Origin of the sequence: Stenotrophomonas sp. G4 (assembly GCF_003428825.1) — a bacterium.
GTDB lineage: Bacteria > Pseudomonadota > Gammaproteobacteria > Xanthomonadales > Xanthomonadaceae > Stenotrophomonas > Stenotrophomonas indicatrix.
The window spans coordinates 2,123,900-2,150,058 of record NZ_CP031741.1 but is presented as its reverse complement, the minus strand read 5'-3'; the positions used below and the strand labels follow the sequence as shown (position 1 = coordinate 2,150,058).

The window sequence follows — 26,159 nt, the reverse complement described above, 5'->3', positions numbered from 1 at the left end:
TCGCGCCCCTGACCGGCGTGCAGCGCGCCGCCGTCCTGCTGCTGTCGCTGGGTGAACTGGACGCGGCCGAAGTGCTGCGCCACATGGAGCCGAAGGAGGTGCAGAAGATCGGCATCGCCATGGCCACCATGTCCGACATCACCCGCGAACAGGTGGAACGGGTGATGGACCAGTTCAGCCAGGAACTGGGCTCGAAGACCTCGCTGGGCGTGGGCTCGGACGATTACATCCGCAACATGCTGGTGCAGGCGCTTGGCAGCGAGAAAGCCGGCAACCTGATCGACCGCATCCTGCTCGGCCGCAACACCACTGGCCTGGATGCACTGAAGTGGATGGACCCGCGTGCGGTGGCCGACCTGGTGCGCAACGAGCACCCGCAGATCATCGCCATCGTGATGGCGCACCTGGAAACCGACCAGGCTGCCGACGCGCTGAAGCTGCTGCCCGACCGCACCCGCGTAGACGTGCTGCTGCGCATCGCCACCCTCGACGGCATTCCGCCCAATGCGCTGAACGAGCTCAACGAGATCATGGAACGCCAGTTCGCCGGCAACCAGAACCTGAAGTCGTCCAACATCGGCGGCGTGCAGTGCGCGGCCAACATCCTCAACTTCATGGACAGCGGCCAGGACCAGGCGATCCTGGGCGAGATCGCACGCATCGACGCACCACTGAGTGGCCGAATCCAGGACCTGATGTTCGTGTTCGACGACCTGGTGGACCTGGACGACCGCGAGATGCAGCTGGTGCTGCGCGAAGTCAGCGGCGAACGACTGGGCCTGGCCCTGCGCGGCGCCGACATCAAGGTGCGCGACAAGATCACCCGCAACATGTCCCAGCGCGCTGCCGAGATCCTGCTGGAAGACATGGAAGCGCGCGGCCCGGTACGCCTGTCCGACGTGGAAGTGGCGCAGCGCGAGATCCTGGCCATCGTCAAGCGCATGGCCGATGAGGGCACTGTCACCATCGGCGGCAGCGCGGAGGCGATGCTGTGAGCAACGTCGTGCGCTGGCTTGCCCCGGACCTGCTGGCCCAGCCCGAACCGGTGCTGGACCACGACGAGGCCTTCGAGCTCACCGAGCCGGATCCCGAGCATGAGCCGGAACCGCCGCTGCAGCTGCCGACCCTGGAGGAAATCCAGGCGATCCAGGACAGCGCCGAGAAGGAAGGTTTCGACCAGGGCCATGCCGATGGCTTCAGCCAGGGCCAGGCCGAAGTGCGCCGCTTGGTCGCGCAGATCGAGGGCATCCTCGACAACTTCGGCCGGCCGCTGGCACGCCTGGAAAATGAAGTGGTCGGCGCGCTTGGCGAACTGGCGGTGCGCATCGCCGGTGCGCTGGTAGGGCGTGCCTACGAGGCCGATCCGGCGCTGCTGGGGCAGCTGGTCGGCGAGGCGATAGACGCCGTCGGCGGCAGCAACCGCGAGGTGGAAGTACGCCTGCACCCCGATGACATCACCGCCCTCGCCCCGCTGCTGACGCTGTCGCCGCAGCAGCGCCTGGTGCCTGACACCAGCCTGAGCCGTGGCGACCTGCGCGTGCATGCCGAAGCGGTACGCATCGACGGCACCCTGGAAGCCCGCCTGCGCGGCGCGCTGGACGCCGTGATCCGCCAGACCGGAGCCATCGCATGAATACCAATACCGCTTCGCAGCCGTCGCCGCCGGCCGACTGGGCCGTGGCCCGCAACCTGCGCCTGGCCAACCGCCTCGACGGCCTGAAGGTCGACACCGCGCACGGTCGCGGGCTGATCCGCGAAGGCGTGCTGCGGCGGGCGGTCGGCCTGACCCTGGAAGCGGTCGGCTGCGAAGCGCCGCTCGGCGCCAGCTGCAAAGTGGAAGTGGTTGACGGCGGCTGGGTCGATGCCGAAGTGGTCGGCTTCGCCGGCGAACGCACCTACTTGATGCCCAGTGCCGAACTGCACGGGCTGCTGCCGAATGCGCGGGTGGTGCCCTCGGCCCGTCGCGGCGGCGTGGAAGTGGGCGAAGGCCTGCTCGGCCGTGTCATCGACAGCGATGGCGTACCGCTGGATGGCAAGGGCCCGATCCGCGCTGAAGGCCACGTCGGCATGGCCGGCGTGTCGATCAATCCGCTGGCGCGCGAACCGATCACCCAGCCGCTGGACGTGGGCGTGCGCGCGATCAATGCGCTGCTGCCGATCGGCCGCGGCCAGCGTGTGGGCCTGTTCGCCGGCTCCGGCGTCGGCAAGTCGACGCTGCTGGGCATGATGACCCGCTACACCGCCGCCGACGTGATCGTGGTCGGCCTGATCGGTGAGCGTGGTCGCGAAGTACGCGATTTCGTTGAAAGCACGCTGGGCGAGGAAGGCCTGCGCCGCGCGGTGGTAGTGGCCAGCCCGGCCGACCGGCCGCCGCTGGCCCGCCTGCATGGCGCCTACCGCGCCACGGCCATCGCCGAGTGGTTCCGCGACCAGGGCCTGAACGTCCTGCTGCTGATGGATTCGCTGACCCGCTTCGCGCAGGCGCAGCGCGAGATCGGCCTGTCGGTGGGCGAACCGCCCACCACGCGCGGCTATCCGCCATCGGTGTTCGCCAAGCTGCCGGCCCTGGTGGAACGTGCAGGCAACGGCGCCAAGGGGCGCGGTTCGATCACCGCCTTCTACACCGTGCTGACCGAAGGCGACGATCCGCAGGATCCGATCGCCGATGCAGCGCGCGCGATTCTTGACGGCCACATCCTGCTCTCGCGCCGCGTGGCCGACAGCGGCCTGTACCCGGCCATCGACGTGGAATCGTCGGTCAGCCGCGTGGTCACGGAAATCGCCGACGAAGCGTGGCGCCTGCGCATCCGCAAGCTCAAACGGCTGGTCTCGGCGTACTCGGCCAACCGCGACCTGATCGCCATCGGCGCCTATCAGCGCGGCAACGACGCGGCGACCGATGAAGCCCTTGAGCGCTGGCCGGAAATCATGGAATTCCTCGGCCAGGACGTGGCCAAGGCCGCAGATCTACCGCACAGCCAGGCGGCGTTGCAGCGCCTGGTGGAACAAGAGAACCAGAGGCTGACATGATCCAGTCCAAGCGCATCGACCCCCTGCTAAAGCGGGCCCAGGAACACGAGGACGCGGTCGCCCGCGACCTGGCCGAACGCCAGAGCGTGCTCGACACCCATCTGTCGCGCCTGGACGAACTGCGCCGCTACGCCGAGGAGTACGCCAACGCGCAGATGGCCGCGACCAGCCCGGCGCAGCTGCTGAACCGGCGCGCATTCCTGGACCGGCTGGACAGCGCGGTGGAACAGCAGCAGCAGACGGTCAACGGCAACCTCGAAAAAGTGGAGGCCGAACGCGCGCGCCTGATCCTGGCCAGCCGTGACAAGGCCGTGCTGGAGCAGCTGGCCGCCAGCTACCGCGCGCAGGAAAAAGTGGTGACCGACCGCCGCGACCAGCGCGAGATGGATGACATCGGCGCACGCCGCGCGCGCCTGGCGCAGACCGAAGACCAGGACGATGGCGAGCAGGGAGGCCGGTCGTGATGCCCTCCCCGTTGAGCAGCAACGCCAGCGCACCGACGCCCGGCGGCAGTGGCAACGCCGGCAGCACACGCGCCTCGCGCAGCGATTCCGGTAAGGATTTCGGCCAGATGCTGCAGGGCGGCAGCGCCTCGACCGGCACGCCCGGTACCGCCACAACCGCCAGCAATCCGGCAACACCGGCCAAGGCCGCATCAACACCCGACGGCAACCCGGCCAAGGCGACGCCGCGGCCGACCGACGGTGACGCAGCCGCCACGGACGCCAGCACTTCGACACCTGCTGTACCGGCAACGTCGGCAGCCAGCGACGACAAGGACACCCCGGCCCACGCGGACGACCCGCCCTGGCCGCCGCTCGGCTTGGCCGGCCTGGTGCTGGCCGTGCCAACCGGTGTCGATCCGGCGCCTGTGCTGCCACCGCCAGCGGCCGGCGATGCCGAAGGCGGCCCGCTGCCCTCCGCTGCGCTGGCACCTGCGGCGGCCGCGATTGCCGCCAATGCCGCGCAGAGCACCGGCGCCCCGGCATCCGCTGCCGTCGATGATGAGGCCAGTGGCCTGCCGTTGCCGGAGCTGGTGATGGGTGGCAAGGCATTGGATCGTGCCGACGACGGAGACAGCCTGCAGATCGGCGACCGTGCACCTCCGGCGCCGCTGCAGCCCCCCCTGCCCGCCGCCCTGCAGGACTTGAAGGCCGCACTGGCCAGCAATACCGTCTTCAATGGCGAACCCACCCCGAAGCCGGTGCTGGGCGATGATGGTTTCGACCAGGCCATCGGCGCGCGCATCGGCTGGCTGGCCGACCAGAAGATCGGCCATGCCCACATCCGCCTCAACCCGGAAGACCTGGGGCCGGTGGACGTGCGCCTGCAGATGAACGGTGACAAGGTCCATGCCAGCTTCAGCAGCCCGCACGTGGATGTACGCCAGGCGCTGGAAAGCAGCCTGCCGCGCCTGCGTGAACTGCTCGGCGAGCAGGGCTTCCAGCTGGCCCATGCCGATGTCGGCCAGCAGCACAGTGGCGACGGCACTCCGGGCAGCCCGGCGGGCGGCGGCGTTCGCGGTAGTGACGGAGAACCGTCACCGGGCGACACCACGGTGTCGGCGTCGCAGCTGATCCGCCAGCGCGGGTTGTTGGACGCGTACGCCTGACAGTGCGTGCCGACCAAGCTCGGCACCTGGCAGAACACGGGTAGCGCCGGGCCATGCCCGGCGGATTCCCGACATTCCGCCGGGCATGGCCCGGCGCTGCCGATAGGAACACCCGACGGAATTCCGTCGCCGCCCTCCCCGGCCGCTCCGGCACACCCCTTGCATATCCCGGTGAAGCAACCCTCAGGAGCTTCACCCCGTGGCCGCAGCCGCTGACAAAACCAAGAAGACCGCCGACAAGGACAAGACCGCCAAGCCGCGCAGTCCGATCCTGATCACCGCCCTGGTCGCCGTACTGGCCGCCGGTGCCGCCGGTGGCGGCGTCTGGTTCTTCACCCAGTCCAAGCACGAAGACAAGACCGCGCAGGCGCCGAAGAAGACCACCACCCCGGCCCCGGCCCAGTACTTCGCGCTGGAACCGGCATTCGTGGTCAACCTCAACGGCTCGATCGACGGCCCGCGCTACCTGCAGGTGGAAGTGCAGCTGATGACCCGCGATCCGGCCGCGCTGGAAGCGATCAAGACCCATGCCCCGGCCATCCGCGCGCGCCTGCTGATGCTGTTCTCGCAGGTCAGCCCGCAGCAGATCGCCGACATCGCCGGCAAGCAGAAGCTGCAGGCCGATTCGTTGGCCGAAGTGCAGAAGGTGCTGAAGGCCGAGACCGGCAGCAACGGTGCCGACGACCTGCTGTTCACCAGCTTCGTGACCCAGTAAGGGCTCCCCGATGAATGACCTGCTGTCCCAGGATGAGATCGATGCCCTGTTGCATGGCGTGGACAGTGGCGCGGTCGAAACCGAGCCGGACGCCCCCAGTGGCGAAGCACGCTCCTACGATTTCGCCAGCCAGGACCGCATCATCCGCGGTCGCATGCCGACCCTGGAAATGGTTCACGAGCGCTTTGCGCGCCTGTGGCGGATCGGCCTGTTCAACCTGATCCGGCGTTCGGCCGAACTGTCCGTGCGCGGCATCGAGCTGATCAAGTTCAACGACTACATGCACTCGCTGTATGTGCCGACCAACCTGAACCTGATCCGCTTCAAGCCACTGCGCGGTACCGGCCTGATCGTGTTCGAACCGACCCTGGTGTTTGCCATCGTCGACAACTTCTTCGGCGGCGACGGACGCTACCCGACGCGCATCGAAGGCCGCGAGTTCACCGCCACCGAAATGCGGGTGATCCACCTGCTGCTGAAGCAGACCTTCGCCGACCTGCGTGAAGCGTGGGCACCGGTGATGGACGTGGAATTCGAGTACATCAACTCGGAGATCAACCCGCACTTCGCCAACATCGTGACGCCGCGCGAATACGTGGTGGTGTGCCGCCTGCATGTCGAACTCGACGGCGGTGGTGGTGACATCCACGTGACCCTGCCCTACTCGATGCTCGAGCCGATCCGCGAACTGCTCGATGCCGGCATCCAGAGCGACCGCAACGAACGCGACGAGAGCTGGGGCCGCACCCTGCGCGAGCAGCTCAATGTGGCCGAAGTAACCCTGTCCAGCGTGCTGGCCAGCAAGCGCATGACCCTGCGCGACCTGACCCGGTTGAAGGTCGGCGACATCCTGCCGATCGACCTGAGCCCGCAGGTGCCGCTGTGCGTTGAGAACATCCCGGTGTTCACCGGTGAGTTCGGCGTCGCCAACGGCATGAACGCCGTAAAGATCACCGCTACCCATCCGCCGGGCACCCGTCCGCGCGTACCCGTCATCCAGGAAGACCCGCAATGAACGATATCGACGCCCTCGAACCGACCCCGGCCCAGTTCAGCAACCTGCAGGCCGATGAAGCGACCGGCCCGGATTTGAACCTGGACGTGATCCTCGATGTGCCGGTGACGCTGTCGCTGGAAGTCGGCCGCGCCCGCCTGCCGATCCGCAACCTGCTGCAGCTCAACCAGGGTTCGGTGGTCGAGCTGGAACGGGGTGCCGGCGAATCGCTGGACGTGTTCGTCAACGGCACGCTGATCGCCCATGGCGAAGTGGTGGTGATCAACGACCGCTTCGGCGTGCGCCTGACCGATGTGGTCAGCCCCAGCGAGCGGATCCGGAGACTGCGTTGAGCCTGCTCGCAGCCACCACCCTGGCCGTCGCCAGGACGGCCCCGCAGATCGGCCAGCATGCGCCGGCCGCACCGAGCCTGTTCGGTGCGGTGCTGGCCCTGCTGGCAGTGCTGGCCCTGGTCATCGGCCTGGGCTGGCTGCTCAAGCGCCTGCCCGGCAGCGGCTTCCGCCCGGCCGAGGGCATGAAGCTGGTGGCGAGCCTGAATGTCGGCGCCAAGGAACGCGTGGTGGTGGTCGAGGTCAATGGCCAGCAACTGCTGCTGGGCGTCACCGCCGGTGGCATCAACGCCCTGCACACCCTGCCCGAACCGCTGCCACCGCCTGCGCCGGTACGCGTACCCGACCTGAAGAACCTGCCGAATTTCGCCCAGCTGCTGCAACAGCGGCTGCGCAAGGACCCCTGACATGCGTGTGACCCGTCCCCGTCCTGCCACCCTGCTGCCGTGGCTGACCCTGATCGCCCTGTGCCTGCTGCCTGCACTGGCGTTCGCCGCCCCGGGCGCGCCGACCACGCCGCTGCCGGACATCAACGTCGGCAAGATCGGCGGTGCGCCGGTCAGCCTGCCGTTGCAGACACTGCTGTTGATGACGGCGATCACCCTGATCCCGTCGATGCTGCTGGTGCTGACCTCCTTCACCCGCATCATCATCGTGCTGGGCCTGCTGCGGCAGGCGCTGGGCACCGGCCAGACGCCGTCCAACCAGGTACTGCTGGGGCTGGCCCTGTTCCTCACCGCGATGATCATGCTGCCGACCTGGGACAAGGCCTGGAGCACCGGCATGGCACCGTACCTCAATGGCGAGATCGATTTCCAGACCGCCTGGACGCTGACCACCACACCGCTGCGTGCCTTCATGCTGGCGCAGATCCGCGAGACCGACCTGATGACCTTCGCCGGCATCGCCGGTCACGGCACCTACGCCAGCCCTGATGCGATTCCGTTCCCGGTGCTGGTCGCGTCGTTCGTCACCAGCGAACTGAAGACCGCCTTCGAGATCGGCTTCCTGATCTTCATCCCGTTCGTGATCATCGACCTGGTCGTGGCCAGCGTGCTGATGTCGATGGGCATGATGATGTTGTCGCCGATGCTGGTCTCTGCGCCGTTCAAGATCCTGCTGTTCGTGCTGGTCGATGGTTGGGTGCTGACCGTCGGCACGCTGGCGGCCAGCTTCAATCCGGCCTGAAAGACGCGACGCCGGGCAGTGCCGGCCGCCGCATTGACCACCGCCGGGCGTGGCCCGGCGCTACCGATGGAACCATGATGTCCCCCGAACTTGCCTTGACCGAACTGCGTGGCGGCCTGATTACCGTGCTCTGGGTGGCCGGCCCGCTGCTGCTGACCGTACTGGTGGTCGGCGTCGTGGTGGGCGTGGTGCAGGCGGCGACCCAGCTCAACGAGCCGACCATCGCCTTCGTTGCCAAGGCCGCAGCCCTCACCGCCGTTTTGTTTGCACTGGGCAGCCTGCTGATCGGCCATCTGGTCGAATTCACCACGCTGCTGTTCCAGCGCATCCCGCACCTGATCGGCTAGACGGACGCGCACGCAGATGGACGCCGCCACCCAGATGGCTGCCGACGGCCTGAACGCCTTCGGCATGATCGGCACCGTGCTGTGGACCATGCTGCGCATCGGCGCAGTGGCCATGGCGATGCCGATGATCGGTACCCGCGCGGTGCCCGGCCGGGTGCGGGTGATGCTGGCCGGCACCCTGGCCATTGCGTTGGCGCCGCTGCTGCAGCCGGTACCGGACTGGACCGGTTTCGACGCTGCTACCGTGCTGACCATCGCCCGCGAGCTGGCGATCGGCGTGGCCATCGGTTTCATGCTGCGGCTGGTGTTCGAGGCTGGCGCCATGGCAGGCGAACTGGTCGCCCAGGGCACCGGCCTGGCGTTTGCGCAGATGAGCGACCCGCTGCGCGGCGGCACCTCCGGTGTCATCGGCCAGTGGTTCTATCTGTTGTTCGGCCTGCTGTTCTTCACCGCCAACGGCCACCTGGCGTTGATCTCGCTGGTGGTGGACAGCTACCGCGCCCTGCCCATCGGCGCGCCCCTGCCCGACCCGCACGCGTTCTTCAGCATCGCCCCGACCTTCCTGCTGACCGTGCTGCGTGGCGCGCTGACCCTGGCCATCCCGCTGACCGTGGCGATGCTGGCGGTCAACCTGGCCTTCGGCGTGCTGGCCCGCGCCGCGCCGGCACTGAATCCGATCCAGCTGGGCCTGCCGGTCTCGCTGCTGCTGGGCCTGTTCCTGCTGACCCTGCTGGTTGGTGAAATGGGGCCGCCGGTGCAGCGCCTGTTCGATGCTGCCTTCCAGGCGGCCGGTGCGGTGACCCGCTGACGTGGCCGTCACGTTCTGCTGCTTGCCGTCCCCCCCGGTGCCCGCGTTAGAGTGAATGCGCAGCGACCGGGGGGACGCTGCAACCGGCGGCTCTGGTCGCCCGCCTTGCGCATGCCCCACCGTAGTTTTTCCGTTGACAGGCAGGTCCGGGAGACTGACGAATGCTGGTAGGCACGTACAACCCATGGCTGGTGGCGACCTCATTGCTGGTTGCCGTGATGGCGTCCTACACCGCACTGGCGATGGCCGGGCGCACCGTCACCGCGCCCGGCAAGGGCGCGACCTGGTGGTGGCGCCTGGGCGGCGGTTTTGCGATGGGGCTGGGCATCTGGTCGATGCACTTCATCGGCATGCTCGCCTTCGACCTGCCCATTCCCTTGGGCTACGACCTGCCCATCACCCTGCTGTCGCTGGCACTGGCGATCGGCTCGTCGGTGTTCGCGCTCTGGCTGGTATCGCTGCGCACCCTGCCCCATCCCCGCCTGGCCGGCGGAGCGCTGCTGATGGGCAGCGGCATCGCCAGCATGCACTACGTGGGCATGGCCGCAATGCGCATGCAACCGGGCATCGACTACCAGCCGGTGTGGCTGCTGCTGTCGCTGCTGGTCGCGGTGGCCGCGTCGTGGACTGCCTTGTACGTGGCCTTCCGCCTGCGCGCGCAGCACACCCGCATCGGCGACCGCCTGGCCGCCGCCGGCCTGCTCGGCCTGGCCATCGTCGGCATGCACTACACCGGCATGGCCGCCGCCCGCTTCCCGGAAGGCAGCGTCTGCGGCGCAGCGGTGGGCGATGGCCTGCAGAACAACTGGCTGGCGATGCTGGTGGTGGTGCTGACCGTGGCGATCCTGGCGGTGGTGCTGGTGGTTTCCTGGCTGGACCAGCGGGTGGAAGCGCAACTGTTGCGCCTGCGCAATTCGCTGCTCAGCACCTCCTTGACCGACGCCCAGCAGGAACTGACCCAGGCCGCGCTGCACGACCCGCTCACCCGCCTGCCGAACCGGCTGCTGCTGCAGCGGCGCATCGTGCAGGCGCTGGCCGAGGCCGAACAGGGCGGCAGCCGCTTCGCGGTGATGTTCATGGACCTGGATGGCTTCAAGCAGGTCAACGATGCCTATGGCCACCAGGCCGGCGATGCGCTGCTGGTAGCCGTGGCAGAACGTACCCGCCAGCTGCTGCGGCCGCACGACATGCTGGCACGGCTGGGCGGCGACGAATTCGTGCTGGTGGTGCGCATCGAACAGGACGAGGACCTGCCGACCCTGGCCCGGCGCATCCTGCAGGCGGTGGGCAGCGGCCCGCTGCTGCCGGACCACGAGCTGCAGGTGAGCGCCAGCATCGGCATCGCGATCTGCCCCGACCATGCCGCCAGCGAACGCCAGCTGATGGCCTTCGCCGATGCAGCGATGTACCAGGCCAAGGAGTCGGGCCGCAACGCGTTCGTGCTGTTCGCCGACTGGATGAACGACAGCGCCGAGCAGCAGTTCCGCCTGCTGGCCGACCTGCGCCGGGCAATCGGCAGCGAGCAGCTGTTCCTGCATTACCAGCCGAAGATCCGCGTGGCTACGCAGAAGGTGGCTGGCGCCGAAGCACTCATCCGCTGGCGTCATCCGGAACAGGGCCTGATTCCGCCGGACCGCTTCATCCGCCTGGCCGAGCGCAGTGGCGCGATCAACGAGATCGGCCGCTGGGCGCTGGACCAGGCCTGCCAGCAGCTGCGGCACTGGCACGATGCCGGCCATGAAAGCTGGACGATGTCGGTGAACCTGTCACCGGTGCAGTTCAGTTCGCCGCACCTGCTGCAGGACGTGCGCGAGGTGATCGAGCGCTACGCGATCGCCCCGCGCAACCTGGTGCTGGAGATCACCGAAAGCACGGTGATGCGCGATACTGATACCAGCCTGCGCCTGCTGCAGAGCTTCTCCGCCCTGGGCGTGGGCATCTCGATCGATGATTTCGGCACCGGCTACTCCAGCCTGCTGTACCTCAAGCGCCTGCCGGCCACCGAAATCAAGATCGACCACGCATTCGTGCGCGACCTGGAACACAGCGCCGAAGACGTGGTGATCGTGTCGGCCATCGTTGCGCTGGGCCATGCGCTGGACATGGACATCGTGGCCGAGGGCGTGGAGACCGCCGCGCAGCGCGCCTACCTGGAGCGCCTCGGCTGCGACTACCTGCAGGGCTTCCTGCTGGGCCGCCCGGTGGACGCTACCCGCTTCATGCAGCTGCACGACCTGCCGCGGCCACGGGTGGAACTGGCCAATGGCTTCAAAGCACCCGAAGGTGGGGGTAAATGAACCCACACGGCCGCGCGCCTGGGCCAGCCCGGCGTGAGCAAATCACTCCAGCGTGACCGGGTAGGGAGGAGTGAGCCTCGAGTTGTCGGAGACCGCAAAAGCGACTGACTGCAACCGCTGGCAAAGTGTTGAAAGCAGGGCCATGAACTCAGCATTGGCTGCCTCAGACCATGCTCGACCGAATCGAAGAGTAAGGTGTATGGAGCTCACCGGGTCTCCATTCAGAGCGGACTCGAGCGAGTAGCGCTCACCATCCGAGAATGCACCTTGGACACATCCGGGGAACACCAACTCCAATGATGCGATTATGGCCTGGGGACACCCGATATCCTGCACAGCCTCAACATTGGACAGGTCTTTTTCACCGAGGTCTTCCAGCTTCAAAACGACTATGTCAAAGCTCATTGCTGCGATATCCCATCCTGCAATCCATTCAGCATCGCCCTTCTCTTCTGCGTGTCTTGCCATCATGCCTCATGTAGCTGCTAGCTGCCCCCTATACAGCAGTAGTTGAACGATCTTCCTCGTCCTCTAAATGCAATAGCGCGGCAGCGCATACAGCACTGCGAACGCCAGAATGAGCAGGAGCAGACACACAGTGCTGCCGTTCGCGGCTGACGGATAGCGGCACGGTTCTTGCACGCACTCCGGCATCCCCTGCTGCAGTGCCTGTGATGTCCGAGAACGAATCCGCCGGCGAAAAAACCGAACAACCTACCGAAAAGCGCCTGCGCGACGCCCGTGAACAGGGCAACCTGCCGCGCTCGCGTGAACTGGGCACGGCCGCCGTGTTCGGTGCCGGGGTGATCGCGGTGATGGCCATGAGCGGCTCGATGGCAAGCGGCGCCAGCGCCTGGATGCGCCATGCGCTCAGCCCCGAACAGAGCCTGCGCCAGCACCCGAAGGCGCTGTTCGGCCACTTCGGCGACCTGCTGCTGCAGCTGATGTGGGTGATCGCCCCGCTGGTGCTGGTCTGCCTGCTGGCCAGTTTCCTGGCGCCGGTGGTGATGGGCGGCCTGCGCTGGTCGGCCAAGGCGATGATGCCCGACATCAACCGCATGAACCCGATGAGCGGGCTCAAGCGCCTGTATGGCCCCGAAGCCATCGCCGAGTTCATCAAGTCGCTGCTGCGGGTGGCCTTCGTCGGCGTCGCCGCCGGCATGGTGGTCTGGACCAGCTTCAACACCCTGCGCGGGCTGATCCACCAGCCGCTGGAAACGGCCATCGGCGACGGCCTGGGCTTCACCCTGCGCCTGTTGCTGGCCACCGCCGGGGCGATGCTGGTGCTGGCCGCCATCGACGCGCCGTACCAGCGCTGGAACTGGATGCGCAAGCTGAAGATGACCCGCGAGGAGCTGCGCCGGGAGATGAAGGAAAGCGAAGGCAGCCCGGAAGTGAAGGGCCGCATCCGCCAGCTGCAGCAGCAGATGGCCAACCGCCGGATGATGGAGGCGGTCCCCACTGCCGACGTGGTGGTGGTCAACCCCACCCACTACGCGGTGGCCCTGAAGTACGAAGGCGGGGCCATGAATGCCCCCACCGTGGTCGCCCTGGGCGTGGATGAAACCGCCCTGCGCATCCGTGAAGTGGCCGACGGCAACAAGGTCGCCATCGTCTCTGCCCCGCCTTTGGCACGCGCCTTGTATCGGGAAGGCCAACTCGGCAAGGAAATCCCCGTGAGACTGTATTCAGCCGTCGCCCAGGTCCTCTCTTACGTCTACCAGCTGCGCAGCTGGCGGACCGGCCCGATGCCGTCCACGCCGCACATCCAGGTTGATGAGTTCGGCAACGGGGGCCGTCCATGAGCGCCCAGGCATCCAGCTTCAATACCCGCCGCGCGCTTGAAATGATCCGCCAGGGCCTTGGCGCGCCGCTGATCGTGCTGGCCCTGCTGGCCATGGTCGTGGTGCCGCTGGCCGCACCGGTGCTCGATGCGCTGTTCACCTTCAACATCGCCATCTCGCTGATGGTGCTGCTGGCGGTGGTCTACGTGAAGCGCCCGCTGGACTTCACCATCTTCCCGATCGTCCTGCTGATCACCACCATGCTGCGGCTGGCGCTGAACGTGGCCTCCACCCGCGTGATCCTGCTCAACGGCCAGAACGGCCACGAAGCGGCCGGCAAGGTGATCGCCGCATTCGGCGAGTTCGTGATCGGCGGCAACTACGCCGTCGGCATCGTGGTGTTCGCGATCCTGACCATCATCAATTTCGTGGTCATCACCAAGGGCGCCGGCCGCGTTTCGGAAGTGACTGCGCGCTTCATCCTCGACGCCATGCCCGGCAAGCAGATGGCCATCGACGCCGACCTCAACGCCGGTTTGCTGACGCGCGAGGAAGCCAAGCTGCGCCGCGAGGAAGTACGCGAGGAAGCCGACTTCTACGGTGCGATGGACGGTGCCAGCAAGTTCATCCGCGGCGACGCGATCGCCGGCATCCTGATCCTGTTCATCAACATGCTGGGCGGCCTGGCCGTGGGCGTGCTGCAGCATGGCATGCCGTTCGGCGATGCCGCCGCCACCTACACCCTGCTGTCGATCGGTGACGGCCTGGTGGCGCAGCTGCCGGCGCTGCTGGTCTCCAGCGCGGTGGCGATGCTGGTCACCCGTGCCTCGCGCTCGCAGGACATGGCGCAGGCGATGACCGGCCAGGTGTTCGGCCAGTACCGTGCGCTGGCCATCACCGCCGGCATCCTCGGCGTGGTCGGCCTGGTACCGGGCATGCCCAACGTCGCTTTCCTGACGCTGGCGGCGATCCTCGGCTTCATCGCCTGGAAGGTGTACCGCAAGGGCCTGGTGCCGGCGCAGGCCGACACCGCTGCAGGCGACGCCAACGCACTGAACGCGCTGGGCCGCCCCGCGGCCCCCGCACCCACCGCGGAACTGAGCTGGGACGAGCTGCGCCCGGTCGATCCGCTGGGCCTGGAAGTGGGCTATCGTTTGATTTCGCTGGTGGACAGCAACCAGGGCGGCGAGCTGATGCCGCGCATCAAGGGCGTGCGCCGCAAGCTGACCCAGGACGTCGGCTTCCTGATTCCCTCGGTGCACATCCGCGACAACCTGGAACTGCCGGCCAACGGCTACCGGGTACTGGTACATGGCGTGCCGGTGGCCACTGCCGAGATCCATCCCGACCGCGAACTGGCGCTGGACCCGGGCAGTGCCCTCGGTCCGCTGGAAGGCATCGCCGGCAAGGACCCGGCCTTCGGACTGGACGCGACCTGGATCCAGCCACACCAGCGCGCCCAGGCCGAAACCCTGGGCTATACCGTGGTCGACCCGGCCACGGTGGTGGCCACCCACCTTTCGCACCTGATCCGCGAGCACGCACCGGAACTGCTCGGCCACGAGGAAGTGCAGCACCTGCTGGCCAACCTGGCCAAGAGCGCGCCCAAGCTCGTCGAAGATCTGACGCCGAAGGCGCTGCCGCTGTCGGCGGTGGTGCGCGTGCTGCAGAACCTGCTGGTCGAGCGCATTCCGATCCGCCAGCTGCGCAAGATCGCCGAAGCACTGGTCGAACACGCCCCGCACAGCCAGGACCCGGCCACGCTGACCGCCGCAGTGCGCACCGCACTGGGCCGCTTCATCGTGCAGGAGATCGCCGGAATGTCGGCGGAGCTGCCGGTGTTCACCCTCAACCCGCAATTGGAACGTGTCTTGCAGGAGTCCACGCAGGGCAACGGCGCCGCGCTGGAACCCGGACTCGCTGAGCGACTGCACCAGAGCCTGGCCGAATGTGTCAGCAAGCAGGAAGCCCGCAACGAGCCCGCGGTGGTGCTGGTACCTGGCCCGGTGCGAGCCGCGCTGGCCCGCCTGGTCCGCCACAGCGTTCCGTCGCTGTCGGTCCTGGCCTACAGCGAGGTGCCGGAGGACAAGCGCCTGAAGCTGGTCGGAACGATCAGCTGACGCCGCCCTGCAACGCGCCAGAAAACAGACACCACTTTCAAACACCCGCAACAGACAGATTCCAAGGGGAACCCGAACCGTGCAGACCACCGACCATCCGCGTTCTCCGACCGCCACTCCGCCGACTTCGTCCCGTGACCACAGCATGAAAATCAAACGATTCGTTGCCGCCGACATGCGCTCGGCCATGAACCTGGTGCGCAAGGAACATGGTCCTGATGCCGTGATCCTGTCCAACCGCCGGATCGAGGAAGGCATCGAGATCGTGGCCGCCGCCAACTACGATGAGAGCGCCGTGCAGCGCGCCCTGGAAGCATCGCGCCGTGACGTGGCAGCGCCGCCCGCGCCGAAGCCGCGCAGCGCCGCCGACGCAGTGATCGCCGCAGTCACCCGCCGTCGCAGCAGCACCCCGGCACCGGAGCCGGTGGCCGCCACCACCTCGGCCGTTGCCGCCCTCGCCCGCGCCGCCGTCGGCGCTACCGGCCGCACCCTGGACAGCGCCGACGAGATCGTGCCGACGCGTGGCAGCACCGGCTTCGCCACCACCCTGGCGCGTGCCGCCGTCAATGAATCGACGCTGCCGGAACAGATCTTCGCCCCGTTTGCCGACGCCATCGTGGCGCCCTCGCCTGCGGCAGCCGCGCCGCTGAACCGCGCCCGCTTCCAGATCGATCCGCCGCTGGAAGACAGCGCGCAGATGCCGGCCGTGTCGCCGCCGCCGTTGCCGGTTGCCGTCCAGGCCACCTCCGCACCCGAGGACCAAGCCTCACACGCGCCGGTTGCCGTACAGCCGAAAGAGGCTGCACCGTCACCGATGCCGGCGCTGGCGCCAGCACCGGCGCTGACCCTGATCGCCGATGACGCTGAGATCCGCCACCTGCGCCAGGAAGTGGCTGGCATGCGCCAGGTGATCGAGCGCGAGATGAACCGCTTCACCGACGAGCGCCTGCGCGGCAGCCCGGTGCGCGCTACGGCACTGGACCTGATGGACGAGTACGGCTTCGATGCCGGCATCGCCCGCGACGTGGCCATGCAGATCCCGCTGGAAACCGAAGCGCATCGCGGCCGCGGCCTGATGCTGGGGCTGATCTCGCGCAAGCTGCCGATCGCCCCGGTCGATCCGATGGAGGAAGGCGGTGTGATCGCCCTGGTCGGCCCGACCGGCGCCGGCAAGACCACCACCATCGCCAAGCTGGCCTCGCGCTTTGCCGAAGCCCATGCCGCCCGCGACGTCGCCCTGGTCACCACCGATACGATGCGAATCGGTGCCCGCGAACAGCTGTACGGCTACGGCCGCCAGCTCGGCATCGCCGTGCACGAGGCCAACAGCGGCACCGACCTGGACCAGCTGCTGGAACGCCTGAAGGACTACAAGCTGGTGCTGATCGACACCGCCGGCCTGGGCCCGCGCGACCGTGCGCTGGCCGCCCAGCTGCAGTGGCTGCGCGCCGCCCGCCAGGTCCGCACCCTGCTGGTACTGCCGGCCAACACCAGCTTCGGCGACATGGACGAGGTGGTCCGCCGCTTCGGCGCGGCCAACCTGCAGGGCCTGGTGCTGAGCAAGCTGGACGAGACCGGCCGCTTCGGCAACGCCCTGTCGGTGGCGGTGGACCACAAGCTGCCGATCACCTGGGTGACCGATGGCCAGGACGTCCCGGACGACCTGCACCGGGCCAGTGCAGCCAATCTTGTACTTCGCCTTGAAGATTTGCGCCGCGCGGCCGATATGCCCTGCAACCCGGAGTTGAACCATGCCGTCGCGTGAGTACGCCAAGCTGACCACCACCTTCCCGCTGACGGCGACCCGCAGCGAGCCGCTGGGCCCTGTGCGCACGATTGCCGTGACCGGCGGCAAGGGCGGCGTCGGCAAGACCAACGTATCGGCCAACCTGGCCGTGGCGCTTGCGGGAATGGGCAAACGCACCCTGTTGCTGGACGCCGACCTGGGCCTGGCCAACATCGACGTGATCCTGGGCCTGAGCCCCACCAACACCCTGGCCGACCTGGTCGCTGGCCGCTGCAGCCTCGATGACGTGATCATCGAAGGCCCGAACGGCGTGCTGGTGGTGCCGGCTGCGTCCGGCCGCCGGCACATGGCCGAGCTGGCCCCGGCCGAGCATGTCGGCCTGGTCAACGTGTTCTCCGAACTGGAGCGCGAGCTGGACATCATGGTGGTGGACACCGCCGCCGGCATCACCGATGGCGTGCTGACCTTCTGCCAGGCCGCGCAGGACACCGTGGTGGTGGTCTGTGATGAACCGGCCTCGATCACCGACGCCTATGCGCTGATCAAGGTGCTGTCGCGCGAACGTGGCGTGGACCGCATCCAGGTGGTGGCCAACATGGTGCGCGACCCCAACGAAGGCCGCGTGCTGTACGAGAAGCTGACCCGCGTCTGCGAGAAATTCCTCGCCGATGTCTCGCTGAACTACCTCGGCTGCGTGCCGCAGGACGACTGGCTGCGCCTGTCGGTGCAGCGCCAGCAGCCGGTGGTGAAGGCCTATCCGTCCAGCCCGTCGGCACTGGCGATCACCGAGATCGCCCGCCGCACCGCCCGCTGGCAGGCACCGACCGAGCCGCGCGGCGGCGTCGAGTTCTTCCTCGAACGCATCATCAAGCAGCGCGGGGTGGCCGCATGAAAGGCGCCGCCCAGTACAGAGAGGTCCAGCGCACGGCGGCCAACGAGGTCATCGCCCAGCACTCGGACCTGGTGCGGCGCATCGCCCACCATCTGGCCGCACGCCTGCCGGCCAGCGTTGAGGTGGACGACCTGATCCAGGCCGGCATGATGGGCCTGATCGAAGCCTCGCGCAGCTACGACGCCGACCAGGGTGCCTCGTTCGAGACCTACGCTTCGATCCGCATCCGCGGTTCGATGATCGATGAGATCCGTCGTGGCGACTGGGTACCGCGTTCGGTGCACCGCCGCGCACGTGACGCTGCGGCCACCATCCGCCGCCTGGAGCAGAGCACCGGCCGCGCCGCCAGTGCCACCGAAGTGGCCGCGGCGATGGAGATGCCGCTGCCCGAGTACCTGCGCCTGATGGAGGACGCCTCGCGCGGCCAGGTACTGAGCCTGGAGTCGCGCATTGAAGACCAGGGCGAGCTGGACACCGTCGCCCAGGGCGGCCCGACCCCGCAGCAGGTGCTGGAGCGCGGTGAATTCGGCCGCGAGCTGGGCAATGCCATCGGCCACCTGCCCGAGCGCGAACAGCTGGTGCTGTCGCTCTACTACGAGCAGGAACTGAACCTGAAAGAGATCGGCGCAGTGCTCGGCGTGAGCGAGTCGCGGGTCTGCCAGATCCACGGCCAGGCGGTCCTGCGCCTGCGTGGCCGACTGAAGATTTTCGAGGCGGCCGACGCCGGCCTCGAGAGCTGATCAACAAAGGAACTCTGCTTTGAACAAGAACATGCGCATCCTGATCGTCGACGACTTCTCGACCATGCGTCGTATCGTCAAGAACCTGCTGGGCGATCTGGGCTTCACCAATACCGCCGAAGCCGAGGACGGGCATGCCGCGCTGTCGCTGCTGCAGAGCCAGCCGTTCGACTTCGTGGTCACCGACTGGAACATGCCGGTGATGACCGGCATCGAACTGCTCAAGGCCATCCGTGCCGATGCCAAGCTGAAGACCCTGCCGGTGCTGATGGTGACGGCCGAAGCCAAGCGCGAGCAGATCATCGAAGCGGCGCAGAACGGCGTGAACGGTTACATCATCAAGCCGTTCACCGCACAGACGCTGGAAGAGAAGCTCGGCAAGATCTTCGAACGCCTGGCGGCCAGCGCCTGATGGATACCACGGTCGACAAGAGCGCCCTCGCCCTGCGCCTGCAGGAAGCCCTGGATGCACTGGAATCCGGCGACGAGGCGGCATGGCGCCAGCGCATCGACAGCCTGGTGGCGCTGCGCACCCAGCCGATGATGAGCGGCCTTTCGCGGCTGGCCCGCGAGCTGGGCCAGGCGCTGGGCGAACTGCCGACCGTGCCCGATGAAGCCGGCGAGCTGGACGATGCCTGCGCGCGCCTGGACCACGTGGTGGCGATGACCGAACAGGCCACCCACCGTACCCTGGACCTGGCCGAAGAGTGCCGCAGCCTGACCGAACAGCTGCGCGCCGATGGCCTGCAACCGGGCCAGGACGTGCAGCTCGACCGCATCCGCCACAACCTCACCGAGATAGCCCTGACCCAGAGCTACCAGGACCTGACCGGGCAGATCATCCGCCGCGTGGTGGGCATCGTCCGCCGCGTTCACGAAGGCTTCGGCGCGCTCGGCCTGCCGCCGGAACAGCATCGCACCGATCCGCAACTGGCTGGGCCGGCACTGAAGGGGCTGGACCGCCATGCGGTCTCGCAGAACGACGCCGACGACCTGTTGTCGGATCTGGGACTGTAACCATGGGCGCAGTAGCCGACGACATCACTGCCGATTTCATCATCGAGGCCCAGGAAATCCTGGATCGCCTCGGCGAACAGCTGGTGTCGCTGGAACAGGCACCGCAGGACAATGAACAGCTCAACGCCGTATTCCGTGGCTACCACACGCTGAAAGGCGGCGCAGGTTTCCTCGGCATCACCGCGATGGTCGAGCTGTGCCACGCCGCCGAGGAAGCACTGGGCGCTGCGCGTGCCGGCCAGGCCGTCCTGCAGGCGCATCACTTCGATGCCGCCCAGCAGTCACTGGATTATCTGCAGTCGATGCTTGACGCGGTATCTTCGGGCACCGAACCGGGTTTTGCCCCGCCCGAGCTGGTCGCCCAGTTCGACGTGCATGGCGGTGGCGCTGCCGCACCTGCCGCCGCGACGCCGAGTGCGGGCGGCGGCGACCTGATCACCGACGACGAATTCGAGGCGCTGCTCGACCAGCTGCACGGCGGCAAGGCACCGACAACCGTGGCGGCGGCAAAGAAGGCCGACGACATGATCAGCGAGGACGAGTTCGAGGCATTGCTCGACCAGCTGCATGGCGGCGCCGCCCCGGGCAGCACCCCCACCGCAGCGGTTGTCGCCGTACCGGCACCGCGACCGGCGCCCTCACCGGCCCCGCCCGCTGCCAAGCCCGCACCCAACAAGCCTGTCGCCGAAGCCGAACACACCGTGCGTGTGGACACCAAGCGCCTGGATGCCATCGTCAACCTGATCGGCGAACTGGTGTTGTCACGAAACCGGCTGAAGACGCTGCGCGCACGCCTGCGCGATGAAGAGCTGGACCGCGCCGTGTCCACGCTGGATATCGCCACCGCGCGCCTGCAGTCGGCGGTGATGCGCACCCGCATGCAGCCGGTCGGCAAGGTGTTCTCGCGCTTCCCGAAGGTGGCGCGCGACGTTGCGCGTTCGCTGAAGAAGGAAGTGGATCTGGAACTGATCGGCGCCGAAACCGAGCTCGACCGCAACCTGGTCGAAGCGCTGGCCGACCCGCTGGTGCACCTGGTCCGCAACGCCATCGACCATGGCGTGGAAATGCCTGACCTGCGCGAAGCGCAGGGCAAGCCGCGGATGGGCCACGTGCGCCTGTCGGCGCAGCAGGAAGGCGACTACGTCAGCATCGAAGTGCAGGACGACGGTGCCGGCATCGATCCGGAAAAGCTGCGCGCCAAGGCGCGCGAGAAGGGCCTGATCGACCCGGAAGCCGCCGCCCGCCTGAGCAGCGAGGAATGCCTGCACCTGGTGTTCCTGCCGGGGTTCTCGACCAAGCAGCAGGTCACCGACATTTCCGGCCGCGGCGTCGGCATGGACGTGGTGCAGTCGCGCATCCGCGAGCTGAGCGGGCAGATACAGATCCAGTCGGAACTGGGCCGCGGCAGCCGCTTCATGATCCGCGTACCGCTGACCTTGGCGATCCTGCCGACCCTGCTGGTGCAGGCCGGCGAAGACGTCTACGCGCTGCCGCTGGCCCGTGTGATGGAAGTGCTGCATGCACCGCGCACCTCCTTGGGCTGGTTCGATGGTCGTGCCGTGCTGGACCGTCGCTCGCACACGTTGCCGCTGGTGGACCTGCGGCAATGGCTGGATGTGACGCCGGCCGCCTCGCCCCTGCTGACCATCGTCGTGCTGCAGGCCGGTGAAGCGCGCTTCGGGCTGGTGGTGGACCAGGTGCGCGGGCGTGAGGAAGTGGTCATCAAGCCCCTGCCCAAGGCGCTGCGCGGCCTGCGTGGTTATGCCGGTGCAACCTTGATCGGCGATGGTCGCATGGCCCTGATCCTGGACGTGGACGGACTGCGCTAAGCCTGCCGGGCATGGCCCGGCGCTACCGGAAACGGCCCCGCAGGGTAGCGCCGGGCCATGCCCGGCGACCCGAAAACTGTGACTACCGTCTGTACACGACCTCCCGGTGTCTCAAGTCCCATTCATACAAGCCGATACCGGACCCATGGATAGACTCAGCCTCATTGGACTTTTCCTCGCCCTGGCCTCGCTGGTCGGTGGCAGCATCCTCAAGGGCGCCGGCCTGGCGTCGCTGTGGTCGCCTGCGGCGTTCGTGATCGTCATCGTCGGCACCATCGCCGCCATCCTGCTGCACACCTCGCCAGCGGTGTTCAAGCACGCCTTCAGGATCGTGCGCTGGGTCGTGCGGCCGCCGCACAGCGACCGTCGTGAACTGATCCAGCAGATCGTGGAGTGGAGCAACATCGCCCGCCGCCAGGGCCTGCTCGGCCTGGAATCGCAGGTGGAAGCACAGCAGGACCCGTTCCTGCGCAAGGGCCTGCAGCTGCTGGTGGACGGCGTTGAACCCGAATCGATCCGGCACATGCTGGAGATCGAACTGGGCAGCCAGGAGCACCAGGACCAGGCCGCTGCCAAGGTGTTTGAAAGCATGGGCATCTATGCACCCACGCTGGGCATCATCGGCGCCGTGCTCGGCCTGATCGCGGTGATGAAGAACCTCGCCGACCCGAGCAAGCTCGGCCACGGCATCGCCGCCGCGTTCACCGCCACCATCTACGGCATCGCCTCGGCCAACCTGCTGTTCCTGCCCATCGCCGCCAAGCTGAAGGGCGTCATCGCCCATTCCAGCCGCGACCGCGAAATGGTCATCGAAGGCCTGATCTCGATTGCCCAGGGCGAGAACCCGCGCAACATCGAAACCAACCTCTCCGGCTTCCTGCACTGACATGGCCCGCCGCAAGCACCACGAAGAGCACGCCAATCACGAGGCATGGGCCATCCCCTATGCCGACCTGATGACGCTGCTGCTCGCCTTCTTCGTGGTCATGTACGCGATTTCCTCGGTCAACGAGGGCAAGTACCGGATCATGGCCGACGCCCTCACCGACGCCTTCGGTGGTGCGCCGCGCACCATCAATCCGGTGCAGGTGGGCAACAAGCAGGTGCAGGGCGGCGGCTGGGACAGCCCGTCGGTGATCAAGTCCGGCACCAGGATCGGGCCGTCCGCTCCCGCGCCCTCGCATGACCCCACCCTGCTGCCGGCGATGGCCTCGCAGATGCGCATGCCGGTGTCGGTGCACAACCAGGAACAGATCGCGCGCGCCGAGCGCCAGCTCAACAGCATCGCCGACCGCCTGACCGCCGCGCTGGCGCCACTGATCGACCGCGGCATGATCAGCGTGCGCCGTACCGAACTGTGGATCGAAGTGGAGATCAACAGCGACATCCTGTTCCCGACCGGCTCGGCGGCGCTGGACGTGCATGCGCGCGACACCCTGGCCAGCCTGGCCGGCGTGCTGCGCGACGTGCCCAACAGCGTGCGCGTGGAAGGCCACACCGACAACGTGCCGATCGCCACCGCCACCTTCCCGTCCAACTGGGAACTGTCGGCCGGGCGCGCGGCCAGCGTGGTGCATCTGTTTGCCGACCAGGGGCTGCAGCCGTCGCGGCTGGCGATGGTCGGCTACGGCCAGTTCCGCCCACGCGAAGACAACGACAGCGCACAGGGCCGCAATCGCAACCGGCGGGTGATGGTCATCATCCTGGCCGACACCAGTCATTCGGTGGACCCGCTCGGCGAACGCCTGAATGCCGCCACTGGCGCTGCCGGCGGCGCCAGCGAACAGGCCGCCGCAGCATCGGTCACCACCCCCACTTCCCCCATCGCACCGGTGCAGTTGCCACCGGTGCCGGCTGGCAGCCGTGTCGGCGCCGCCGTTCCCCCGGCAATGAAGGAGTAATCCGATGCGCATCTGGGCAGTCGCCAACCAGAAGGGCGGAGTCGGCAAGACCACCACCACCCTCGCCCTCGGTCGCGGCCTGGCCGCGCTCGGCCACCGCGTGCTGCTGATCGATCTCGATCCGCATGCCTCGCTGACCCGCGCCTTCGGCGTGCCGATCGAGCCGGCACCGGCCGGCGTGCTGGAACTGTTCGGCGCACCGCCAGCCGACCTGTCCGCGCTCAGCCATGCCAGCAACATCGGCGGACTCGATTACGTGTGCGCGCAGGCCTCGCTGGCCACGCTGGAACGACGCAGCGCCAACCAGCCCGGCCTCGGCCTGGCCCTGCAGAACGCGCTCGCCCGCCACCAGGGCCAGCACGACTACATCCTGCTGGACTGCGCACCGACCCTGGGCCTGCTGATGATCAATGCGCTGGCCGCGGCCGATCGCCTGATCATTCCCACCCAGGCCGAGCCGTTGGCCCTGCACGGCCTGGATGGCATGGTCCGCACCGGCGAGATGGTCGAGCGTTCGCGCCGCCGGCCGCTGCCGATCTCGATCCTGCCGACGCTGTTCGACCGCCGCACCCGCACCGGCAATGAATCGCTGCGCGCCATGCAGGACCGCCACGCAAGCCGCGTCTGGGAAGACGCGATTCCGATCGACACCCGGATCAGCAACGCGGCCGGCCTGACCCTGCCGAGCATCGGCGAGGACTATCCGGGACGCGGCCTGGCGGCCTATCGGCGTGCGTTGAACTGGATCCTCGGTGAGGACGCACGTGCCCTGGAGCAGGCGGCATGAACACCACCGGCATGCTGGACGACTATCTGGACGAGCTGCTCGGCGACATTGCCGTCGCACCGGTCGCCGCTGACGCCGCGCCACGCCCGACGAGCGCAGCAGCCGACGGCGAGCGCGAGCCGACCTGGGACGATCTGCCGGCAGAAGTGATCTACGAAACCGACGCCGTCGCAGCCGCCCCGGCCAGCGACGATGCTTCGCTCGAAGCCGCCTTCGACGCCGCCAACCTGCCTGCGGTCGACACCGAACGCGAGCCGACCTGGGACGATCTGCCGGCCGAAGTGATCTACGAAACCGACGCCGTCGCAGTGGCCCCGGCCAGCGACGATGCTTCGCTCGAAGCCGCCTTCGATGCTGCTGCCGCACCTGCCGCCGACGCCGACCGCGAGCCCACCTGGGATGACCTGCCGGCCGAGGTCGTCCATGAAGCCGCGCCCGTGGCCATTGCCGTTGTCGCACCGCCCGCGCCGGAACCTACCTGGGATGACCTGCCGGACGAAGTGATCTACGAAACCGACGCCGCCGACAGCCTGGCGCACACCGACAGCCCTGGATTGCAGGCCGCCTTCGAAGCCGCCGCCGACGGCGAAGTGGTTGCTGACATCGCTGCGCCGGCCGTTGCCAAGGCCGTCGCGCGCCCCGCAGCAGCACCGATGCCATCGATGACCCGCGCCGCCGTCGCACCGCCACCACGGCTCGCGGTGGACACCCCCTCCAGCAACCGCCCCGGCTCCTGGCAGGAGCTGCAGGCCCAGGCGCATCAGCCCGCCAGCAGCCCGCATCCGCAGAACCGCCGCGCCGCTGAACGCACGTCGCGTTGGCTGCGCCTGCGCTGCGGCGCCCAGGCCTACGCGCTGGAACTGCTGAAGGTGCAGGAAGTGGTGCTGCCGGTGCCGTTGCTGCCATTGCGCGGCACTGCCCCGGCAATGCTCGGCATCATGAACCTGCGTGGCCAGGTGGTGCCGGTGATGGATCTCGGCCTGCACCTGGGTGCGGCCTCCGCCGAGGATGACGCACAGACCCGCATTGTCGTGCTTGAAGAGAACGGCGAGACCCTGGGCCTGCGTGTGTCGGCCGTGGAGGACGTGGCCAACCTGACCGACTCGCAGATCGAGCCACCCGATACCGCCCGCATCTGCCAGATCTCCAATGAACTGTTCCGTGGCGTGGCCCGCATCAGCCAGCGGCCGATGATCCTGCTCGACGCCACGCAGCTGCTGGGGTGAATCCGTGCTCTGAATCGGTGCACGGCGCCGATACCCCTAAAGAACCGCCCCACGGTGCCGTTATGAATGCTGGAACCGTTTGTCCGGAGCAACGATGAGCACTGTCGAACTGGGTGAGGATCTCGGCATCGAGAGCAGCACCGAGCTCAAGAACCGCCTTTCGCCCTTGGTGGCGGAAGCAGGCGAGCTGACCCTGGATGCAAGCCAGGTCGGCCGCATCCACACCGCCAGCGTGCAGGTGCTGTGCGCCTTCGTGCAGGCCCGCCGCGAGGCAGGCCTGGGCACCGGCTTCCACGGTTGCACTGCAACCTTCCGTGACGCTGCACGCCTGTTGGGCGTCACCCAGGCCCTGGGCCTGGACGTACCCCATGACAACCTGAAATCTGTGGAGAACGCTGCATGAGCGCACGTATCTTGGTGGTGGACGATTCGGCGTCGATGCGCCAGATGGTTTCCTTCGCCCTCACCTCGGCCGGTTTTGCCGTCGAAGAAGCTGAAGACGGCGCGGTCGCGCTCGGACGTGCCAAGGGCCAGCGCTTCAATGCGGTGGTCACCGACGTCAACATGCCGAACATGGACGGCATCGCGCTGATCCGCGAACTGCGCCAGCTGCCGGACTACAAGTTCACGCCGATGCTGATGCTGACCACCGAGTCGGCAGCGGACAAGAAGTCCGAAGGCAAGGCCGCCGGTGCCACCGGCTGGCTGGTCAAGCCGTTCAATCCCGAACAGCTGGTCGCCACCGTGCAGAAAGTGCTGGGCTGATCGCCCCGCA

27 protein-coding genes and 1 pseudogene are annotated in these 26,159 nt (G+C 67.7%); 27 read left to right on the top strand and 1 reads right to left on the bottom strand.

Annotation, left to right across the window (positions count from 1 at the left end; all coding sequences use genetic code 11):
- The first annotated feature begins 8 nt into the window (after positions 1-8).
- The 13 genes from fliG to D0Y85_RS10015 all read left to right on the top strand — a co-directional run bounded on the left by fliG (position 9) and on the right by D0Y85_RS10015 (position 11,341).
- On the top strand, positions 9-995 hold the full coding sequence (gene fliG / locus D0Y85_RS10075) for a flagellar motor switch protein FliG (RefSeq protein WP_099818764.1): 987 nt from the start codon (positions 9-11) through the stop codon (positions 993-995).
- A 29-nt stretch (positions 996-1,024) separates the two neighbouring features.
- Positions 1,025-1,633, top strand: a complete 609-nt coding sequence (locus D0Y85_RS10070; protein ID WP_170919592.1) for a FliH/SctL family protein — start codon at positions 1,025-1,027, stop codon at positions 1,631-1,633.
- Positions 1,630-3,030, top strand: coding sequence for a flagellar protein export ATPase FliI (gene fliI / locus D0Y85_RS10065; protein WP_117310354.1), 1,401 nt, complete (start codon positions 1,630-1,632; stop codon positions 3,028-3,030). Before D0Y85_RS10070 ends, fliI begins: the two co-directional genes overlap by 4 nt.
- Positions 3,027-3,494, top strand: coding sequence for a flagellar export protein FliJ (gene fliJ, locus D0Y85_RS10060; protein ID WP_117310353.1), 468 nt, complete (start codon positions 3,027-3,029; stop codon positions 3,492-3,494). The genes fliI and fliJ overlap by 4 nt, the downstream gene beginning before the upstream one ends.
- Complete coding sequence (locus D0Y85_RS10055) at positions 3,494-4,642, top strand: flagellar hook-length control protein FliK (protein WP_117310352.1); 1,149 nt, start codon at positions 3,494-3,496, stop codon at positions 4,640-4,642. Before fliJ ends, D0Y85_RS10055 begins: the two co-directional genes overlap by 1 nt.
- Positions 4,643-4,841: 199 nt before the next feature.
- On the top strand, positions 4,842-5,357 hold the full coding sequence (locus D0Y85_RS10050) for a flagellar basal body-associated FliL family protein (RefSeq protein ID WP_025878990.1): 516 nt from the start codon (positions 4,842-4,844) through the stop codon (positions 5,355-5,357).
- Positions 5,358-5,367: 10 nt separating this feature from the next.
- Entirely contained in the window at positions 5,368-6,372 is a 1,005-nt protein-coding gene (gene fliM / locus D0Y85_RS10045) for a flagellar motor switch protein FliM (RefSeq protein ID WP_100465290.1), read from the top strand.
- A complete protein-coding gene (gene fliN, locus D0Y85_RS10040) occupies positions 6,369-6,704 on the top strand; it encodes a flagellar motor switch protein FliN (RefSeq protein ID WP_025878988.1) in 336 nt (111 codons plus the stop codon). Before fliM ends, fliN begins: the two co-directional genes overlap by 4 nt.
- Positions 6,701-7,108, top strand: a complete 408-nt coding sequence (gene fliO, locus D0Y85_RS10035; protein WP_093818248.1) for a flagellar biosynthetic protein FliO — start codon at positions 6,701-6,703, stop codon at positions 7,106-7,108. Before fliN ends, fliO begins: the two co-directional genes overlap by 4 nt.
- 1 nt (position 7,109) lies before the next feature.
- On the top strand, positions 7,110-7,889 hold the full coding sequence (gene fliP, locus D0Y85_RS10030; protein WP_117310351.1) for a flagellar type III secretion system pore protein FliP: 780 nt from the start codon (positions 7,110-7,112) through the stop codon (positions 7,887-7,889).
- Between the two features lie 77 nt (positions 7,890-7,966).
- Positions 7,967-8,236, top strand: a complete 270-nt coding sequence (locus D0Y85_RS10025) for a flagellar biosynthetic protein FliQ (protein ID WP_005413254.1) — start codon at positions 7,967-7,969, stop codon at positions 8,234-8,236.
- A 16-nt stretch (positions 8,237-8,252) separates the two neighbouring features.
- The gene (gene fliR / locus D0Y85_RS10020; RefSeq protein ID WP_117310350.1) at positions 8,253-9,044 is read left to right on the top strand and encodes a flagellar biosynthetic protein FliR; all 792 of its coding nucleotides are present in this window, start codon (positions 8,253-8,255) and stop codon (positions 9,042-9,044) included.
- A gap of 161 nt (positions 9,045-9,205) precedes the next feature.
- Entirely contained in the window at positions 9,206-11,341 is a 2,136-nt protein-coding gene (locus D0Y85_RS10015; RefSeq protein WP_117310349.1) for a bifunctional diguanylate cyclase/phosphodiesterase, read from the top strand.
- A gap of 42 nt (positions 11,342-11,383) precedes the next feature.
- On the opposite strand, the gene D0Y85_RS10010 is transcribed toward D0Y85_RS10015, so the two are convergent.
- On the bottom strand, positions 11,384-11,809 hold the full coding sequence (locus D0Y85_RS10010; protein WP_240329376.1) for a hypothetical protein: 426 nt from the start codon (positions 11,807-11,809) through the stop codon (positions 11,384-11,386).
- A gap of 206 nt (positions 11,810-12,015) precedes the next feature.
- Between D0Y85_RS10010 and flhB the strand changes: the two genes are divergently transcribed.
- The 14 genes and pseudogenes from flhB to D0Y85_RS09940 all read left to right on the top strand — a co-directional run bounded on the left by flhB (position 12,016) and on the right by D0Y85_RS09940 (position 26,149).
- Positions 12,016-13,146: a flagellar biosynthesis protein FlhB gene (flhB, locus tag D0Y85_RS10005; protein WP_033831035.1), complete on the top strand. Its 1,131-nt coding sequence runs from the start codon at positions 12,016-12,018 to the stop codon at positions 13,144-13,146.
- Positions 13,143-15,245 carry a flagellar biosynthesis protein FlhA gene (gene flhA, locus D0Y85_RS10000; protein ID WP_032974843.1) on the top strand — a complete coding sequence of 701 codons (2,103 nt, stop codon included), beginning with the start codon at positions 13,143-13,145 and terminating at the stop codon, positions 15,243-15,245. The genes flhB and flhA overlap by 4 nt, the downstream gene beginning before the upstream one ends.
- Before the next feature lie 145 nt (positions 15,246-15,390).
- Positions 15,391-17,010, top strand: a complete 1,620-nt coding sequence (gene flhF, locus D0Y85_RS09995) for a flagellar biosynthesis protein FlhF (RefSeq protein ID WP_117310347.1) — start codon at positions 15,391-15,393, stop codon at positions 17,008-17,010.
- The gene (locus tag D0Y85_RS09990; protein WP_025878980.1) at positions 16,997-17,884 is read left to right on the top strand and encodes a P-loop NTPase; all 888 of its coding nucleotides are present in this window, start codon (positions 16,997-16,999) and stop codon (positions 17,882-17,884) included. Before flhF ends, D0Y85_RS09990 begins: the two co-directional genes overlap by 14 nt.
- The gene (locus D0Y85_RS09985) at positions 17,881-18,624 is read left to right on the top strand and encodes an RNA polymerase sigma factor FliA (RefSeq protein WP_025878979.1); all 744 of its coding nucleotides are present in this window, start codon (positions 17,881-17,883) and stop codon (positions 18,622-18,624) included. Before D0Y85_RS09990 ends, D0Y85_RS09985 begins: the two co-directional genes overlap by 4 nt.
- 19 nt (positions 18,625-18,643) lie before the next feature.
- Positions 18,644-19,036 carry a chemotaxis response regulator CheY gene (cheY, locus tag D0Y85_RS09980; RefSeq protein ID WP_005413247.1) on the top strand — a complete coding sequence of 131 codons (393 nt, stop codon included), beginning with the start codon at positions 18,644-18,646 and terminating at the stop codon, positions 19,034-19,036.
- Complete coding sequence (locus tag D0Y85_RS09975) at positions 19,036-19,641, top strand: protein phosphatase CheZ (protein ID WP_117310346.1); 606 nt, start codon at positions 19,036-19,038, stop codon at positions 19,639-19,641. Before cheY ends, D0Y85_RS09975 begins: the two co-directional genes overlap by 1 nt.
- Before the next feature lie 2 nt (positions 19,642-19,643).
- Positions 19,644-21,470, top strand: a complete 1,827-nt coding sequence (locus D0Y85_RS09970) for a chemotaxis protein CheA (RefSeq protein WP_117310345.1) — start codon at positions 19,644-19,646, stop codon at positions 21,468-21,470.
- Between the two features lie 145 nt (positions 21,471-21,615).
- Positions 21,616-22,356 carry a flagellar motor protein gene (locus tag D0Y85_RS09965; RefSeq protein WP_049469710.1) on the top strand — a complete coding sequence of 247 codons (741 nt, stop codon included), beginning with the start codon at positions 21,616-21,618 and terminating at the stop codon, positions 22,354-22,356.
- Position 22,357: 1 nt separating this feature from the next.
- Positions 22,358-23,242 (top strand): annotated as a pseudogene (gene motD, locus D0Y85_RS09960) (flagellar motor protein MotD); the annotation flags it as partial.
- A gap of 133 nt (positions 23,243-23,375) precedes the next feature.
- Positions 23,376-24,158, top strand: coding sequence for a ParA family protein (locus D0Y85_RS09955; protein ID WP_032974847.1), 783 nt, complete (start codon positions 23,376-23,378; stop codon positions 24,156-24,158).
- A complete protein-coding gene (locus D0Y85_RS09950) occupies positions 24,155-25,384 on the top strand; it encodes a chemotaxis protein CheW (protein ID WP_117310343.1) in 1,230 nt (409 codons plus the stop codon). Before D0Y85_RS09955 ends, D0Y85_RS09950 begins: the two co-directional genes overlap by 4 nt.
- A gap of 94 nt (positions 25,385-25,478) precedes the next feature.
- A complete protein-coding gene (locus D0Y85_RS09945; RefSeq protein WP_059064119.1) occupies positions 25,479-25,787 on the top strand; it encodes an STAS domain-containing protein in 309 nt (102 codons plus the stop codon).
- Positions 25,784-26,149 carry a response regulator gene (locus D0Y85_RS09940; RefSeq protein ID WP_025878971.1) on the top strand — a complete coding sequence of 122 codons (366 nt, stop codon included), beginning with the start codon at positions 25,784-25,786 and terminating at the stop codon, positions 26,147-26,149. Before D0Y85_RS09945 ends, D0Y85_RS09940 begins: the two co-directional genes overlap by 4 nt.
- Positions 26,150-26,159 lie beyond the last annotated feature (10 nt).